This is a genomic window from Arthrobacter sp. (genome assembly GCF_031988865.1).
Classification (GTDB): Bacteria; Actinomycetota; Actinomycetes; order Actinomycetales; family Micrococcaceae; genus Arthrobacter_B.
In genome coordinates, this window is sequence record NZ_DALZXY010000084.1 from 1 (window position 1) to 15010 (window position 15010).

The 15010-nt window shown below is 67.0% G+C and carries 17 protein-coding genes; 6 read left to right on the forward strand and 11 right to left on the reverse strand.

Annotation, left to right across the window (positions count from 1 at the left end):
- The 4 genes from RTN46_RS13615 to RTN46_RS13630 all read right to left on the reverse strand — a co-directional run.
- The coding region (locus tag RTN46_RS13615) for a TetR/AcrR family transcriptional regulator C-terminal domain-containing protein (protein ID WP_312182155.1) at positions 1-693 on the reverse strand (693 nt) is incomplete at its 3' end.
- Positions 694-717: 24 nt separating this feature from the next.
- The gene (locus RTN46_RS13620; RefSeq protein ID WP_312182157.1) at positions 718-1827 is read right to left on the reverse strand and encodes a zinc-binding dehydrogenase; all 1110 of its coding nucleotides are present in this window, start codon (positions 1825-1827) and stop codon (positions 718-720) included.
- Complete coding sequence (locus RTN46_RS13625; protein WP_312182158.1) at positions 1824-3341, reverse strand: cytosine permease; 1518 nt, start codon at positions 3339-3341, stop codon at positions 1824-1826. Before RTN46_RS13625 ends, RTN46_RS13620 begins: the two co-directional genes overlap by 4 nt.
- Positions 3338-3508: a hypothetical protein gene (locus tag RTN46_RS13630; RefSeq protein WP_312182159.1), complete on the reverse strand. Its 171-nt coding sequence runs from the start codon at positions 3506-3508 to the stop codon at positions 3338-3340. Before RTN46_RS13630 ends, RTN46_RS13625 begins: the two co-directional genes overlap by 4 nt.
- Before the next feature lie 142 nt (positions 3509-3650).
- Here RTN46_RS13630 and RTN46_RS13635 point away from each other — a divergent pair, with 142 nt between their 5' ends.
- From RTN46_RS13635 to RTN46_RS13650, 4 genes are all read left to right on the forward strand, one after another.
- Entirely contained in the window at positions 3651-4448 is a 798-nt protein-coding gene (locus RTN46_RS13635; protein ID WP_312182160.1) for a nitrilase-related carbon-nitrogen hydrolase, read from the forward strand.
- 446 nt (positions 4449-4894) lie between these two features.
- Complete coding sequence (locus tag RTN46_RS13640) at positions 4895-5350, forward strand: DUF3817 domain-containing protein (protein WP_312182162.1); 456 nt, start codon at positions 4895-4897, stop codon at positions 5348-5350.
- A gap of 31 nt (positions 5351-5381) precedes the next feature.
- A complete protein-coding gene (locus tag RTN46_RS13645) occupies positions 5382-6350 on the forward strand; it encodes a helix-turn-helix domain-containing protein (protein ID WP_312182164.1) in 969 nt (322 codons plus the stop codon).
- Between the two features lie 203 nt (positions 6351-6553).
- On the forward strand, positions 6554-7945 hold the full coding sequence (locus tag RTN46_RS13650) for an amidase family protein (RefSeq protein WP_312182166.1): 1392 nt from the start codon (positions 6554-6556) through the stop codon (positions 7943-7945).
- Between the two features lie 169 nt (positions 7946-8114).
- On the opposite strand, the gene RTN46_RS13655 is transcribed toward RTN46_RS13650, so the two are convergent.
- The 3 genes from RTN46_RS13655 to RTN46_RS13665 all read right to left on the reverse strand — a co-directional run bounded on the left by RTN46_RS13655 (position 8115) and on the right by RTN46_RS13665 (position 10695).
- Positions 8115-8957 (reverse strand): SDR family oxidoreductase, encoded by an 843-nt coding sequence (locus tag RTN46_RS13655; protein ID WP_312182168.1) that lies wholly within the window; start codon positions 8955-8957, stop codon positions 8115-8117.
- 64 nt (positions 8958-9021) lie between these two features.
- Complete coding sequence (locus tag RTN46_RS13660) at positions 9022-9723, reverse strand: type 1 glutamine amidotransferase domain-containing protein (RefSeq protein WP_312182169.1); 702 nt, start codon at positions 9721-9723, stop codon at positions 9022-9024.
- An 87-nt stretch (positions 9724-9810) separates the two neighbouring features.
- Positions 9811-10695, reverse strand: a complete 885-nt coding sequence (locus RTN46_RS13665; protein ID WP_312182171.1) for an aldo/keto reductase — start codon at positions 10693-10695, stop codon at positions 9811-9813.
- A 124-nt stretch (positions 10696-10819) separates the two neighbouring features.
- Here RTN46_RS13665 and RTN46_RS13670 point away from each other — a divergent pair, with 124 nt between their 5' ends.
- Both RTN46_RS13670 and RTN46_RS13675 read left to right on the forward strand, forming a co-directional pair.
- The gene (locus RTN46_RS13670; RefSeq protein ID WP_312182173.1) at positions 10820-11194 is read left to right on the forward strand and encodes a VOC family protein; all 375 of its coding nucleotides are present in this window, start codon (positions 10820-10822) and stop codon (positions 11192-11194) included.
- Positions 11195-11539: 345 nt separating this feature from the next.
- Positions 11540-11761, forward strand: coding sequence for a hypothetical protein (locus RTN46_RS13675; protein ID WP_312182175.1), 222 nt, complete (start codon positions 11540-11542; stop codon positions 11759-11761).
- 26 nt (positions 11762-11787) lie between these two features.
- Here the strand turns inward: RTN46_RS13675 and RTN46_RS13680 are convergent, their stop codons facing one another.
- The 4 genes from RTN46_RS13680 to RTN46_RS13695 form a co-directional block, all read right to left on the reverse strand.
- Positions 11788-12564 carry a glucosamine-6-phosphate deaminase gene (locus RTN46_RS13680; RefSeq protein ID WP_312182176.1) on the reverse strand — a complete coding sequence of 259 codons (777 nt, stop codon included), beginning with the start codon at positions 12562-12564 and terminating at the stop codon, positions 11788-11790.
- Positions 12565-12663: 99 nt separating this feature from the next.
- Positions 12664-13704, reverse strand: coding sequence for an amidohydrolase family protein (locus RTN46_RS13685; RefSeq protein WP_312182177.1), 1041 nt, complete (start codon positions 13702-13704; stop codon positions 12664-12666).
- A gap of 26 nt (positions 13705-13730) precedes the next feature.
- Positions 13731-14672 (reverse strand): carbohydrate kinase family protein, encoded by a 942-nt coding sequence (locus tag RTN46_RS13690; protein ID WP_312182178.1) that lies wholly within the window; start codon positions 14670-14672, stop codon positions 13731-13733.
- Positions 14669-15010: hypothetical protein (locus RTN46_RS13695; RefSeq protein ID WP_312182179.1), on the reverse strand; the 342-nt coding region annotated here is incomplete at its 5' end. The genes RTN46_RS13690 and RTN46_RS13695, both read right to left, overlap by 4 nt.

Genomic DNA, 15010 nt, shown 5'->3' on the forward strand with positions numbered 1-15010 from the left:
GGCGTCCCCCCCGTCCGCGCCAGCCGCGCCAGCCGCGCCAGCGTCCGAAGCGTCCCCCGCAGCGTCCCGCCCGCCGCACCGCGGCAGCGTGGCCAGGTAAGCCAGTGCCGCGGAGAGCCCGGCTTCGAACGCGGCATCCGACCTGGCGTCCAGCGACTCCCGGCAGCCGGCCAGCGCCCGGTGCAGGACAGGCTGTGCCCCGGGCTCGGTGCGCCAGGCAATGGAGGGTCCAGCCGTGTCCACGGAGGAACCGAGGCAGAGGTTATCGAGCACGGAGATGCCCAGGACAACCTGGGCGTCGTCGAAGCCCGCCCCGGCGAGCACCGCGGCCAGGCGTTCATAGATTTCCAGCGTGACGCTGTCTGTCACAGCCTCACCGACCAGCAACGGTATGGCCTTCGCATGCTCGCTCAGGGCCCGGCGGTAAACCCGGGTCCATGCCTCGGCCTGCTCCTGCCAGGGGCCCGGGTGCGGCGGGAAACCACGGTCGGCCAGGGCGGAGGCGCCGATGATGGAGCGTATTCCGTTGATGATCTGCGGCCGGCCCTGCACATGGTGGTAGATCGAGGAAGGGCTTACCCCCAGCCGGCGGCCGAGCTGGGGGAGGGTGAAGTCCCCCAGCTCGTCAACCAGTTCCAGGGCGCCGCCGTAGATCTTCTCCAGGGAGAGCAAAGGTGTGTGGGGCCGGGCCATTGTTCTCCTCAGGCGACAGGGACGTCAGTCGAACACGATCACGCTGCGGGCACGTTCCCCGCGGCGCATGGCGTCAAACGCCTCATTAACCTCGTCCAGCTTAATCCGGTCGGAGATCAACTTGTCCACCGGGAGCTTTCCGGCCAGGTACAGCTCGGCCAGGCGCGGGAAATCCCGGCCCGGGACGGTGGAGCCGTAATTCGAGCCGATCAGGGATTTGCCGGATTCGGCCAGTTCCAGGGCATCGATTGAAACCGGGGCATCCTGCGGGGGCAGGCCCACGATGACCGCCTTGCCGCCGCCGGTGATGAGCCCGGGCAGGGATTCGATGGTCTGCACCCGCCCGATCGCCTCGAACGCGAAGTCCGCGCCGCCGCCAGTGATCTCCTGGATCTGGGCTGCGAGGTCATTTCCGGGCTGCAGGGTGTGGGTGGCGCCGAGTTCGCGGGCAGCGGCCAGCTTCTCTTCGCTGAGGTCGACGGCGATGATGGGGTTCGCGCCCACCAGGTTCAGCGCCATGATGATGGACAGGCCCACCCCGCCGGTGCCGACGACGACGGCGGACTGGCCCGCCTGGACGGCGGCGTCGTTCACGACCGCGCCATAACCGGTGGCGATGGAGCAGCCGATCAGGCTGGCGACGTCGAACGGCACCGCTGCCGGAACCTTGATGGCGCCCGATTCCGGAACCACGGTGTATTCACTCATCGAGCCGACGGCCAGGTACGGGAAGACACGGGTGCCGTTTTCGCTCAGTGCGGAGGTTCCGTCCGGCAGCAGGCATTCCTCGGCGCGGCTGCCGGTGCAGACGTAGGACCGGCCGGAGACGCACGCGGTGCAGCGGCGGCACGGATAGAACCAGGAGAGGATGACGTGGTCGCCCACGGCTACGTCCACCACGCCCTCACCGATGGCTGCCACGGTGCCGGCACCTTCATGGCCCATCACGGTGGGGGAGGGTAGCTGCCAGTCGCCGTCGAGCACGTGGCGGTCCGAGCCGCAGACGCCGGAGGCGCCGAGACGCACGAGCACGGACCCCGGTCCGGGGGCGGCGACGTCGATGGTGCGGATATCCAGGCTGCTGGACTCGCCGTTGTGTACTGCGGCGCGGGCTTTTAGTGGTGCGGGGATCATGCGTGGTCCTTTACTGCGTTATTACTGATGGTGTTGACCGGGGTGGTTTCGGGGACATCGCGGAAGCCGCCCAGGTTGCGCCACTTGTAGGCCAGCGAAGCGAGCAGGTAGTACACGGCGCCGGCGAGCAGGGCTGCGGGCAGGGAAGCGGTGGTGTAGCTGAAGACCGGCAGGGTCTCCAGCGTGACCGGGTTGTAGATGCTGAGGTAGAACACGGCGCCGGCGGTGACCGCGGCCAGGCCGGCCCAGTTGACGCCGCCGGTGAAGTGGTAGCGGCTCGCGGCTCCGGGCGTGAACATATCCGGCAGGTGAAGGTGCTGGCGGCGCATCACGAAGTAGTCGACGATGATCGCCCCGCACATGGCGGAGAGGAAGGCGCCGCTGATGGTCACGAAGACCATGAACTGCTCGTACATAAAGCCGGGGAAGAAGGCCAGGATGGCAGGCAGGACGAAGAATCCGGCGCACAGCAGGGGCCAGGGGGTCCTGGCCAGCAGGTTGCCGCTGGAATGGCGGAGCGCCAGCACGGTCGAGTAGACGATCGAGGAGGTGCTGGTGATGTTGGCGAAGGCGATGAAGAGCAGGATGGCCCCGCCCAGGAGCGGCCCGCCGAAGGGCATCATCCAGACGGTTGGGTCCGAGTCGCCGAGCGTCAGGGCGGCGCCCATGCCCACGGCCTGGGCAATAACGGTGGCAATAAACAGGCCGCCGAACGCCGGCCATGTGGCGGCCTTGGGTGACTTGGTCAGCCGGGCTAAGGAACCCATGACCGGGTACCAGGAGAAACCGACGCCGACGTTGAACTCCACGGCCAGCATGAAGTTCAGCCGGGAGTCTTCGAACGGGGCCAGGGGAGAGGCGGTCATCAGGGCATCCCAGGAGGTGTTGAGGACCAGGAAGACCATCAGGCCGGCGGTGATGACGACCAGGCCGGGAGCGATGAACTTGTTGAACCGGCCGATCATGACCGGGCCGCGGGAAAGGATCCACCACGCAGCGGCGATCGCCGCCAGGGACACCACAGTGACCATGACCGATTCCGGCCCGAAGTCGGTGCCGAACGCTTCGTTGGAGACCTGCGTAACGGCCCGCCCGACCATGATGGACAGCAGCGAGGACCAGCCCATCTCGGTGATGAGGATGACGGTGAACACCAGGATCCCGACGCCGACCAGCCCGAAGACGGGGCGCAGCATGGTGTACTGCTCCCCGCCGTGGCGCTGGCTCGCAACCACGGAGGCCAGCACCATAATGGACAGGCCGATCGCGTTGCCGATGATCATCGCGGCCAGGCCCTGCTGGAAGCCGACGAGCAGGGCGGTCGAGCCGCCGACGAGGAAGGCCCAGGTGGCGATGGCCAGGGAAATGTTGACCCAGGTGAATTCGGCGCCGCTCCAGATGCGCTCGCCCTTGAGGAGGGGGAAAGACCCAAGGGAGGCGCTGCGGGATTCGACGGTCTGGGATTCGGCGGTCTGCGATGTGGTCCTTGTCGCCGCGCGCTTTCCGCCGCTCACAGTGCCATCACCAGTAGTCCGAGAAGGCAAAGCGCGACGGCGGTGCCTACATAAGCGGCGAGCTCGCCCTTGGTCAGGGCACGGCGGGAGGGGTCCAGCTGCTCATCTTCAGCGATTTGGCGCAGGCGGTCAGCCAGCTCGTCGCCGCGCGTCGTTCTCGGGTCCACAAGTCTCCTCAGATCTCAAAACCAGTAACCGAATTTCATTCGGTTTAGGGAACATGCTTATGCCTATGATGGGAACAGTCAACGATATTCGTGATTGTGACCACTACATGACGTGGCACCAGTCACGTCCGACGGGAGTGAAATGGTCCGCATAGCAGTGCTGCAGGCACGCGCTGGATTGAATGATCCGGACGCGAACCTGGCCCTTCTCCGGCGCTTCGCGGCGCAGGCCGCGGCAGGTGGAGCGGAGCTGATCGTCACACCGGAACTCTTTGCCACCGGTTACGCTCCGGCGAAAGTCCGGAATTCCGACGGCGCATCGATCCGCGCGGAGCTGGCAAGGATTGCAGTCGAGGAAGGCATCGGCGTCGTGGGTTCCACCGTGGAGGACGACGGCGGCACCGGGTACATTTCCGCCTCGCTCTTCGATGAATCGGGCCGGGAACTGCTGCGCTACCGCAAGGCGCACCTGTTTGGGGCCGAGGAGCGGGGATCCTACGCCCCTGGGACGGGTGTGCCCGTTGTGGCGGAGTTCCGGGGCCTGCAGATCGCGCTGGGGATCTGTTACGACATTGAGTTCCCCGAGTACTCCCGCTCCGCCGCGCGGGCGGGGGCGGACCTGCTGTGCATTCCCACCGCCGTGCCGGCCACCGGCGACGTCGGCGGGTCAGAACCGTTGCTCACCTACAACTCAGAGCGGATCTCCACCTTGCTGGTGCCGGCCCGGGCACTGGAGAACGGCGTTTACATTGCCTACGCCAACCACATGGCTCCGGACTTCACCGGCACCAGTGTCATTGCCTCGCCGTACGGCACCCTGCTGGCCGAAGCCGGCGCGGGGGAGGAGCTCCTGTTCGCCGGCATCGAGCCCGACGAGGTGCTTCGCGCCCGGGGGATCAACACCTATGCGGACGATGCCCGGCCTGACCTCTATCGCTAGCTCCGGATTTTGTCTCCGATCGTTAGCGGCGGCCTGCGGTTTCCCTCCGGTTTGGGAAAAACCCGCCGGTTGGTGGCATGTTTCCCCTCCGGTTTGGGAAAAACCTGCCGGTTTGGGATTTCCCTCCGCTGCGCGCGGGCAGGGAAATCCCAAAAAGGTCGATTTCGCCCAAAACGGAGGGATTCTGGGCCGCCTCGGCGTGTTCAGTCTCTGTATCCCAGCCCTCGTTACGGATGGGGCGGTGTGGTCCCAGGAAGGCCAGGTCCCAGAATGGCCCTTTCAGTCCGAAGGGAGGGAAAGCCTGCGCGCTGGCGCCTGAGGGCTGCGGCCTCGAGGGCGGCTCTGGCCTACGGTGGGATCCTGCCCGGACGGGCGCCTCGAGTTGAGTGCCCCCAGCCCATGCTGACATACTGTTGGCAAACCCCTACGGAAGGCTCAACCCCTATATGCAACCCCGCACCTTGTTTCGTGCCCTAGCTTTTGCGGAGGCCGTGACCTGGACGCTGCTGATTGCGGCGATGGTGATGAAGTACGGCTTCGGACAGGACGCCTTTATGGCCCCTGCCGGCGGCACCCACGGCTTCATCTTCCTCTCCTACGCGGCGAGCACCGTTTTCGTCGGCGTCAACCAGAAGTGGAAGGTCGGCACCATTGCGCTCGGCCTCGTGACCGCCGTCATTCCCTACGCCACCATCCCGTTCGAGAAGTCCATGGACAAGTCAGGCCGGCTGAACGGTGCCTGGCGCCTGGCCCCGGGCGGTGACAAGCCGTCCGGATTCGTGGAGCAGGTGCAGGCGTTTGTGCTTCGCCGCCCCGTCATCTCGGTGGTTGGCGTACTGATCGTCATCGCGGCTGTCTTCTCGGTGCTGCTGTATCTCGGCCCGCCCGTCCAGTTCAGCTAGTCTCCTGACCGGGCGGCTCCGGAGGTTGGCCATGGATGAGCAGCTCCCGTCCTGGTTCTCTGCCCGGACCAGCCCGGATGACGCCTCGGCCCACCGGTTCCGGGACTGGAGCCGGATCATTGGGCATGCCTTCGGGACCCAGCAGGCACTGCCGCTGAAGGACCCGGAAGACTTCTACGGAAGCTTCCGGCACGCGAAGCTGGGTTCCTATGCGCTGTCCAAGGTTGTCTCCGGGCCCGAAGAGGTGTTTCACTCGGCCGGAAACGCGCCCGGGAGTGAACCCCATTTCCATCTCAACTACCTCGCCGAGGGAAGTTGCGAGCAGGTTCAGCAGCGCGGTTCCCGAAGCCGGCTCGAACCCGGTGGATTCGTGCTGACCGATGCCAACGGAGACTATTCCTTCCGGTTCGGCGGACCAATCAAACTCTTTGTGTTGCACCTGCCGCCGGCCCGGCTTCGCTCAGTGTTTGCGGACCCCGCCCAGGCAACGGCGGTGGCGGTTCCAGGGAACACCCCGGAATCCGAACCGCTACGGGCACTGCTGGGCAGCCTGGCAGCGTCGCCCGCCGGAGGCTCCCAATCAACACAGTTCCTTGCCAGCGCTGCAGTGGAAACCGCCCTCGCCGGGCTGATCCGGGTCTTCGGAACCAGCCCTGCGGAAACGACGCGGGAGGCCCATCTGAACAGCATCAAGGCGCACATTGAGCAGAACCTGTCCGATCCGGCTTTGACCCCGGCGACCACAGCAGCAGCCGTGCACCTGTCCCTGCGGCAGCTCCACAGCGTTTTCGAACCGGTGGGAACCACTGCGGCGAAATACATCCAGCAGCGGCGGCTGGACGAAGCACTCCTGCTTTTAGGTGACCCGCGGCTGCGCAATGTAAGCATCCGGGATATTGGTGCGCGGGTCGGGTTCGCTGAGGCTTCCCACTTCGGCCGAGCCTTCCTCCGCCGGTTCGAGGCGACGCCCGGTTCCTTCCGCCGATCCCGGCTCGGTTAGCCTTCCCACGCCTGCCGGCAAAGCTGCCGTCAACCATGATCCGCACGCAGGGACTATCTGGTCCGCACACAGGGGCCAGCGCGGTGAGCCGCGGGTCACTAGGATTTCAGCAGCATCGATGCTGCGGGCCCGTTTCTCCGATAGGCATGCACGCTGATGCCTGCCCCCAACCCCGGGGGGAGGGACCGGAAAGAGATCGTGTTATGAAAAACGACGTCAGCACCCACTCCATCGCCGCAGCGCAGGCCGCCCTCGACACCGGTGTGGTCTCACCGGCCCAGTACGCGGACCAGATCCTGGCCCGGATCAGCGGTGCTGACCGGGGTGCGCTGGTGGCAATCCGGGAACGGCAGGTCAGCCCGTCCCACGCCGGCCCCGAAGCTGGCGTCCTGACCGGTGTCTCCCTCGTAGTCAAAGACAACATCCATGTGGCTGGCCTGCCCAATACCGCCTGCACCCCGGCCCTGGGTGGTTTTATGCCCGACGCCGATGCCCCCGTGATTGCCCGGCTGCGCGAGGCAGGGGCCGAGATCCTTGCCAAGGCAGGCATGCATGAACTCTCGCTGGGGGTCACCGGAATCGGGCACGGGTCCGGCACGGTCCGCAACGCGGTTGATCCCACGCGAATGGCCGGCGGGAGCAGCTCCGGCGTCGCCGTCGCCGTCGCCCTCGGTGCCACCGCCGGAATCGGCACGGACACCGGTGGCTCGGTTCGAATTCCTGCCTCGCTGAACGGTGTTGTCGGCTTCCGGCCCAGCACCGGCCGCTATCCGGGCACGGGCATCACTCCGCTCTCCGACACCCGGGACACCGCCGGGCCCATCACCCATTGCGTGGCCGACGCCGTCCTGCTGGATGCCATCCTGAGTAACTCCGGCACCTCCCAAATTCCGCAGGTCGGGCAGGAGACGGCCCGGGACCTGGACATAGCCACCCTGACCTTCGGCGTTCCGGATGACCTGGGACCGTTGGACCCGCGGACAGCGGAGGCCTTTGGCTTCGCGGTGGAGGCCCTTGCAGCGGCCGGGGCCCGGATCATCGCCATACCGGCCGGACAACGCGTCGGCGCCGAAGGGACATTTGGGGCAACCATCCTGATCCCCGAGATTCACCGCCTGCTTACCCGGTACCTGAACGAGTACCGGCCCGGTGTCTCGCTGGCAGACCTGGCCGCCCAGATCGAGAACCCCCTGGTTCGTGACTTGATGCAGAACCATGTCCTTCCCACGCCCAGCCCCGAGGCGCTGGAAGCCCGGCGTCATGCCCTGGCTGAAACGGCGCAGCTGAGCGCCAAGGAGCAGGAACTGTTCCGGAAATACAAGCTGGACGCGGTCATTTTCCCCACTACTCCTGCGCCCGCGGCCCCCATCAACCCGGCGGAAACGGTGGAGATCGACGGCGTCGCGGCGTCCAGCTTCGACACCTACACCCGGTTGACTGCCTACGGTACGTTCATCGGCGCTCCCGGACTGACGCTCCCCATCCCCGTCGGGGTCGAGAACCTGCCGGTTGGCCTGGCGCTCGACGGCGTGCCGGGGGCTGACGAGCAGCTCCTCGCCGTGGGCGCCGCTGTGGAACGGGTCTTCCAGGCCTAGGTGGCTTAGGGGTAAGAGCACGAACCCCAGGAGGCGAAGGAATCGGCTCAGCGGAGATTCGCCGCCGGCCGGAGTGGCTGGAGGCCGGTTCCCGGTCGCGCTGCTCCCGGTGCCCCGCTCCCGGTGCCCTGTTCCCGGTCGCCGCGGCAAGCCGGACCCGCGGGCAGCCCTAGGGGTGCCGGACGCCGTCGCCGGCCAGCAAGGCCCGGTAGCCTTCCCGGAATGTTGGGTAGGTGAACTCAAAGCCGGTGCTGCGCAGCCTGGCATTGGACAGGCGCCGGTTTCCGCCGCGGCTGGAGGACGCCGATACGGCCGGGCCCAGCTCGGTTCCCAGCTCACCGGCCAGGAAATCCAGCACCCGTTCCAGTTCCACGGGTTCGTCATCGACGCCAAGGTACAGCGGTGCCGGATCGGGGACCGCCGTCGTCAGGTGCACGATCGCCGCGGCGGCATCATCCCGGTGGATCCGGTTGGTCAGCTGTCCCGGCGTCGGGCGCGCGTATCCGCCCCGCACGTTGTCGATCAGCCGGGTGCGGCCCGGACCGTAGATTCCGGCGAGCCGGAGTACGACGGCGTCGGGCCGGCGGGAGTGCAGCAGCTCCTCCGCCTCACGGATCACGGCTCCGGTGACAGAGGCCGGAGCAGTGGGGGAGTCCTCATCCAGCCAGCCGCCGCCGGCGTCCCCGTAGACGGCGGTGGAGGAAACGAACAGGATGCGCCGCGGCTGCACGCCGTCGCGCTCCAGGGCAGCCAGGACATTCGCTGTGCCGTCCACGTACGCCGCCCGGTAGGCCGCTTCGGTGCGTTCCCCTGCGGCGACGGCAATCACCACGACGTCGGTCGCGGGGGAAATGCGGGGAAGCTCGCCGGAGAGGTCCGCGGCCTGCGCGTGGAGAGGAGCGGGAATTTTCTCCGGGGAACGGCGCCAGCCCAGCACGGAAAAGCCGGCCGCGGCGAACCGCAGGCCGGCCTCCGTACCCAGGTCGCCGCAGCCGGCTATCAGGACAGTCATAAACCCAGTCTGCCAGTCCTTCCCGCTCCGGGCTGCGCCGGACTCAGATCGGGAGCAGATAAATCTAGTCCGGCAGCGAGGCCAGCACCTGCCGGGCCACGGCCACGCTGGACTGGGGGTTCTGCCCGGTGATGAGGTTGCCGTCCGTCACCACGAAACTCTCCCATGCGGGGCCAGCCTCCACCACCGCTCCCTTGTCCAGCAGGGCATCGGCGACGAACCACGGGGTGTTCTCGCCGGTGCCGCCGGAGAGCTCCTCCTCATTGGTGAAGACGGTCAGCCTGCGGCCGGAGAAAGCGAACCCGCCCTCAGTGGTTTCGGCGCTGAGCAGGGCGGCCGGTCCGTGACAGAACGGTGCGATCAGCATGCCGGCGTCGTTGGCCGCGATCAGGATGCGCCCCATGTCCCAGTCGGAGGCCAGATCCGCCATCGGCCCGTGGCCGCCGGGAATAACGACGGCGTCGTACTCCAGCGGGACCACATCCGCCAGGGCCATCGGCGCATCCAGTTCCGGACGCAGCTCCTGCAGGTAGGCACGCAGCGCCGCAGCCTTCTCCTCGCCGCCGGCCAGATCCGGCTGGAGGCTGACTTCATCAACCGTGGGGGCCTTGGCACCGGGGGTGGCGAAGGTGATGCGGTGCCCGGCCTCGAGCACAGTGCGGTGCGCTTCAACGAGCTCCTCGGCCCAGAAACCGGTCGGGTGCTGGCTGCCGTCCTTCATGGTCAGTGAATCGGCGGCGGAGACAATCATCAGGATGTTGTTCACGGGGGTCCTTTCGTCGGGCTTCGTGTGCAGGCTACCTGCCGCGGGGCAGGCAGCGGCAGGTGCAGCCGGTTGTCAGCCGGCAGGGTGTTAGGCGGCCGCGGCAGCCGCGGCGTCGATCTCTGCGAAGGTGGCGGCATCGAGGACCAGGTCCCGGGCGCCCAGGTTTTCCTCCAGGTGGGCTACGGAACCGGTGCCGGGGATCGGCATCATCACGGGCGAGCGCTGCAGCAGCCAGGCCAGGGCGACCTGCGAGGTGGTGGCCCCCAGTTTCTTGGCCGCGGCGTCGAGCACGCCGCCGGGCTCCGCGAGTTCGCCGGCGGAAATCGGCGCCCAGGGGATAAAACCGATTCCGTGGGCGGTGGCGTACTCCAGCACGTCTTCGGAGGACCGGTCGGTGAGGTTGTAGCGGTTCTGCACGGTGGAGACCGTGAAGTACTTTTCGGCCGCCTGCAGCTGCTCCACGCTGACCTGGGAGAGGCCCAGGGCCTTGACCTTGCCTTCCTTCTGCAGGTCCCGCAGCACGGCGAACTGTTCCTCGGCGTCGACGGAGGCGTCGATGCGGTGCAGCTGGAACAGGTCCAGGGAATCGACCTTCAGCTTGCGCAGGCTCAGCTCGGCCTGCTGGCGGAGGTACTCCGGGCGGCCCAGCGGGATCCACTCGTGCGGCCCGGTGCGGGCGAAGCCTGCCTTCGTCCCCACCCGGACGCCCTCGGGGTACGGTGCGAGGGCTTCGGCAATGATCTCCTCACTGATGTTGGGGCCGTACGAATCGGCGGTGTCGATGAAGTCAACGCCCAGCTCGACGGCGCGGCGCACCAGATCCACGGCGGTCGCCCGGCTTTCCGGTTCGCCCCAAACTCCGGGGCCAACAATGCGCATGGCACCGAAGCCGAGCCGGTGGACGGTCCCGAGGTCTTTCAGATCGATAGTCGCGGACAGTTTGTGTTCGGGCTGTTCAGTCTGCTCACTCATACCCGGCGACAACACAATGATCAGCAGGCTTATTCCTATGGTGGTGCCGCCAATGGCAGTTGCGGACCGTTCCTGACCGCCGGACCCTAGCGACAGGCTGCGGGCCGGGCCTACGATCGCGGGCATGGACTGGAAAATTGAGCTTGTGCCCGTGCCGGTGTCCGACGTCGACGCCGCCAAGAACTTCTACGTGAACCAGGTCGGGTTCGCCGACGACTTCGACCAGCGGGTGGATGAGAACCTGCGCTTTGTCCAGCTGACCCCTCCCGGTTCCGCCTGCTCCGTGGTGATCGGGGAAGGCACCACTGACATGCTTCCGGGCAGCCAGCGCATCCAGATCGTGGTGCCGAGCGCAGCTGAGGCCCGGCAGCACCTGCTGAATGCGGGGGTGGAAACCAGCGAAGTCACGCCGCTCGACTGGGGCACGTTCGTGTACTTCAGCGATCCGGACGGCAACCAGTGGTCGCTGCAGGAGCTGCCGGCGGTCACCGAGGGCTAAGCCCCCCCGCTAGCCAACGGGACATCGAACAGTTTCAACGCAATAAAGGAACCGCACACATCGAGTACGACCCCGTTACCGGGGAACCGTTGATGCTGCGCACCAGCTCCGGCACGCTCACTTACGGGCGCACCGATGCCCGGGGGCAGCCCCTATACCTTCAAGGCCGGCCTGCAGGACCGTGCCACCGGATGGATGAAGTACGGGCAGCGCTGGTACAACGCCGGCTCCGGACGCTGGACCCAAGCGTTCAGCGGCGGTGTAAGTTCACTAGTGACGAAACCCGGGGGGCCCGCCTAAATCAGAACTACTTGCAACACTGCCTTAGGGAACGGGACATCTGCCGTGAAAAAATGGAAAAAAAGCAGCAAAGTACTTTTCTGGTTCACAATGGCAATCATTGCTTTTGTAATTAGCAGACTCTTGCTTCCACCAGAATTTGCTGTAGCCATTGCGGCGATCCCGGGGTTCCTATTTGTTGGTTACATGGCAAATTTGGGGGCTCAAATGGCGCGCAATCCAGGACCGGCTCCTAAGAATAAGGAAGATGACGATAAGGACGGGTGAGGAGTGCTCCCGCCGCGGCCGGCCCATCAAACAGTTCCGGATTTGAGCAGCTCCGGATCGAGCAGTTCCGGGCTCAGCTCCGCGCCGGCGCCGTCAGCCAGCAGTACGGTCACATCGGGGTGCAGCTGGAGGATTGAGGCCGGAACCTCTGGGGTCACTGGTCCCTGCAGCGCCGCGGCCACGGCCTGGGCCTTCGACGCCCCGATAGCCAGCAGTACCAGTGACCGGGCCGCAAAAATCGTGCCCAAACCCTGGGTCAGGGCGTGGGTTGGAACCTCCTGGAGCGAGGAGAAGAACCGGGCGTTGGCCTGGCGGGTGCTTTCAGTCAGCTGGACTACCCTGGTCCGGGAATCCAGGGCCGAGCCCGGTTCGTTGAAGGCCAGGTGTCCGTTGCTGCCAATCCCCAGGATCTGGACGTCCACGCCGCCGGCGGCCGCAATCGCGGCGTCGTATTCCGCACCGGCGTGCTCCGGATCGGCGGCCGCTCCATCCGGAACGGCGATGCACTCGCCGTCGAGCCCCAGGGGCTCCACAACTTCGCGGCGCACCACTTCCGCGTAGCTCTCCGGATGCCCGGCCGGAAGGCCAAGATACTCATCCAGGGCAAAGGCGCGCAGCTGCGGCAGCTCGTCCCGCCGGCGTGCGAGTGCCTGGTAAAGGGGCAGGGGAGAGGACCCGGTCGCTATCCCCAGCACGGGCAGCCTCCCCGGCCGCATCGCGTCGTGGAGCCGGGCCAGCACGGCGTTGGCAGCTGCCTCGCCGAGTTCGTCCAGGCTGGGAGCCAGATGGATCTGTAGGGTCACGCCGTAATCTCCTTGTCCGGGGTGCCGTTGGGCGCTGTTCTGATGTTCAGGGTGCAGATATTCAACGGGCCAGTGTTCAGGTTACCCAGTGCATTCAAATCACCCGGTGCGCAGGTCACTCAGCGCGCGGGCCAGCTCAGGATCGGCCGGGCTCCAGCCCTTGATCCCGAGCAGTCCGGCCGCGTTGGCACCGAAAATCTGCTGGACGTCTGCGGGCGGCATGCCCATCTCCCAGCAGATCCTCAGCTGGTCCACCAGGTACCGCCGGGCGTAGCCGCGCGGGAACCAGGAGGAATCGGTGCCAAAAACGATGCGCTCCGGTCCATGGGTTTCGTAGAACCGCCGGAACAGGTCCTCCAAGGTCAGCTTCTGTGCCATAAACCGCACCCACTGATTGGATCCGGAGGTGTCCACGAGGACGTTCGGGCAGGCCCACATCAGGAACAGCACCTGCTGGACGTGCTGGATACCGAAGTGCGGGATCACAAAGGTCACATCGGGATGCCGCTTGGCCACCGCTTCCAGCCAGGCCGGCTCGATCATGGCGTTGTGCGCAATGCCGCCGGCTGATCCGCAGTGGCCAAAATGGATCAGGACCGGAACCTGGTGCTCTGCTGCCACCCGCCAGACCGGGTCCGCCCCCGGGTCATCGATGCGGGCGGACATCAGCGGGGCGAACAACTTGAGCCCGCGCAGCCCGTGCTCCGTGACAGCCAGCCTGAACCGGTCCGCGGCACCAGGCTCGAACGGATCAGCCATGGCCGCCATACCCATAAAACGGCCCTGGCCGCGGGCGGTCAGCCGGGCCATCGCCTCGTCGCCGCCTGCGGTAACGAAGGCTGCGTACTCGATGTGGTGGCCATCCAGTTCCGCTACCCAGCGGTCTGCTTCCGCCTCCCAGCCCTCATCCGCGGAGGCCGGTTCCGGGTCAGCGAAATCCCAGCTCCGCCGCCACGCCGCAGACATTCCGGCCACCTTCGCCGCCCGCAGGGCCGCTGCCGGGGCCTCCGGTTCGCAGGCGAACTGTCCGCCGGACAGGGCCTGCGTCAGCGGGTCGAAAGGCATTCGGAAATGCAGGTGGAAATCGACGATGGAAATGCCCTGGACAACGGGACGGTCCCCGATCCTGGCTACGTGCATGGTTTCCCTCCTAATGGAAAGGACGTTTAAAGGGACACGACGTCAGGCAGCCGCACGGCGGACCTGGCTTCCGGCGCCGTGGCTACGAGCTCCGTGGCATAGCGGACAGCGGCTTTCAGGGCGTCCGCCGGATCGCTGCCCTTCGCCAGGCAGATCAGGAACGCAGCGTTGAAGCCGTCGCCGGCGCCGGTGCTGTCCACCGCCTCCACCGGCTGGGCCGGGGAGTGGGTCCATTCCCCGCTGGGCAGGGCTACTCCGGCGCCGTGCGGACCGAGCTTCGCCACCACCAGGGTTCCGGTGGCGGCGGCCAGCTCCAGGGCAGCGGTCCGCGGATCGTCGATCCCGGTCAGCCCGGCGAGTTCGTCCTCGTTGGGGAGGAACACATCCACGCAGCGCAGCACGCTGCGGACCTCGGCGCGGACCTCGGCAGTCCAACCCTCCGTGGGCCAGCCGGTGTCCAGGACGGTCAGTGCCCCCGCCGCACGGGCGCGGGTAAACAGGCCCTCCAGGGCGGTGCCACGGAGTTTCGGCAACAGGAAGTAACCCGCGAGCACCAGGCAGCGGGCCGCCACGGCGTCGTCCGGGACATCATCGGCCTCGAGCGCGGACATGGCGCCCAGGGAGGAGATAAAAGCCCGGTCCCTGCCGGGCGCCTCGACGGCGACGGTCACCCCGCTGGGCAGCAGCGGGTCGGTGACGAGCAGGGGCAACAGGTGCGGCAGCTGCAGTTCGGAACGGACCAGGGCGGTGGAGGCGTCGTTTCCGACCCGGCTGATCAGCGTGGTCTCCTGCCCGAGCCCGGCGCACCTCAGGGCCAGGTTCCCCGCGGAGCCGCCCAACCGGATCCGGATGTCCGGAACCAGTGCTTCGGTGCCGGGTTCGGGCAGCTGCGTCACCCCGGAAACCATAATGTCCAGGTTGGTGTTGCCGACGACCGTCAGGCCACCAGCGCCAGTGCCAGCGCTCACGCTGTCTCCGCCAGCTGCCGGGCACGGTCCAGCAGAAGCGCACGGGCAGTCTCCAGTCCGGTGCGCAGCTCGCCGAAACGGCCGGCGAGCTCGCGTGCCGCCTGCCGGGCGCCGTCGGCCGTGACCATGACGGCCTTCGTCCCGGGGCTTCCGGCCTGTGTCCGGTCCAGGACGCGTTCCGGCTCCCGGCCGGCGGCGAGCGTCAGGTCCGCCAGCTCAGCCCGGATCCCGGCGGCTGCCAGCGCGTCGAGGACCTGATCCCGGCTCCAGGCTGTCGGGTCAGCGGTCTTGAACAGGCGGCCGACGACGTCGTGCGCACCGCGCCAGGGGACACCGGC

Bases quoted from the DNA above. Each gene is read 5' to 3' on its own strand.
- RTN46_RS13645 (WP_312182164.1), top strand. From the start codon at position 5,382: ATGGATGAGCAGCTCCCGTCCTGGTTCTCTGCCCGGACCAGCCCGGAT.
- RTN46_RS13665 (WP_312182171.1), bottom strand. From the start codon at position 10,695: ATGAGTGAGCAGACTGAACAGCCCGAACACAAACTGTCCGCGACTATC.
- RTN46_RS13620 (WP_312182157.1), bottom strand. From the start codon at position 1,827: ATGATCCCCGCACCACTAAAAGCCCGCGCCGCAGTACACAACGGCGAG.
- RTN46_RS13685 (WP_312182177.1), bottom strand. From the start codon at position 13,704: ATGCACGTAGCCAGGATCGGGGACCGTCCCGTTGTCCAGGGCATTTCC.
- RTN46_RS13640 (WP_312182162.1), top strand. From the start codon at position 4,895: ATGCAACCCCGCACCTTGTTTCGTGCCCTAGCTTTTGCGGAGGCCGTG.
- RTN46_RS13670 (WP_312182173.1), top strand. From the start codon at position 10,820: ATGGACTGGAAAATTGAGCTTGTGCCCGTGCCGGTGTCCGACGTCGAC.
- RTN46_RS13635 (WP_312182160.1), top strand. From the start codon at position 3,651: ATGGTCCGCATAGCAGTGCTGCAGGCACGCGCTGGATTGAATGATCCG.
- RTN46_RS13650 (WP_312182166.1), top strand. From the start codon at position 6,554: ATGAAAAACGACGTCAGCACCCACTCCATCGCCGCAGCGCAGGCCGCC.
- RTN46_RS13655 (WP_312182168.1), bottom strand. From the start codon at position 8,957: ATGACTGTCCTGATAGCCGGCTGCGGCGACCTGGGTACGGAGGCCGGC.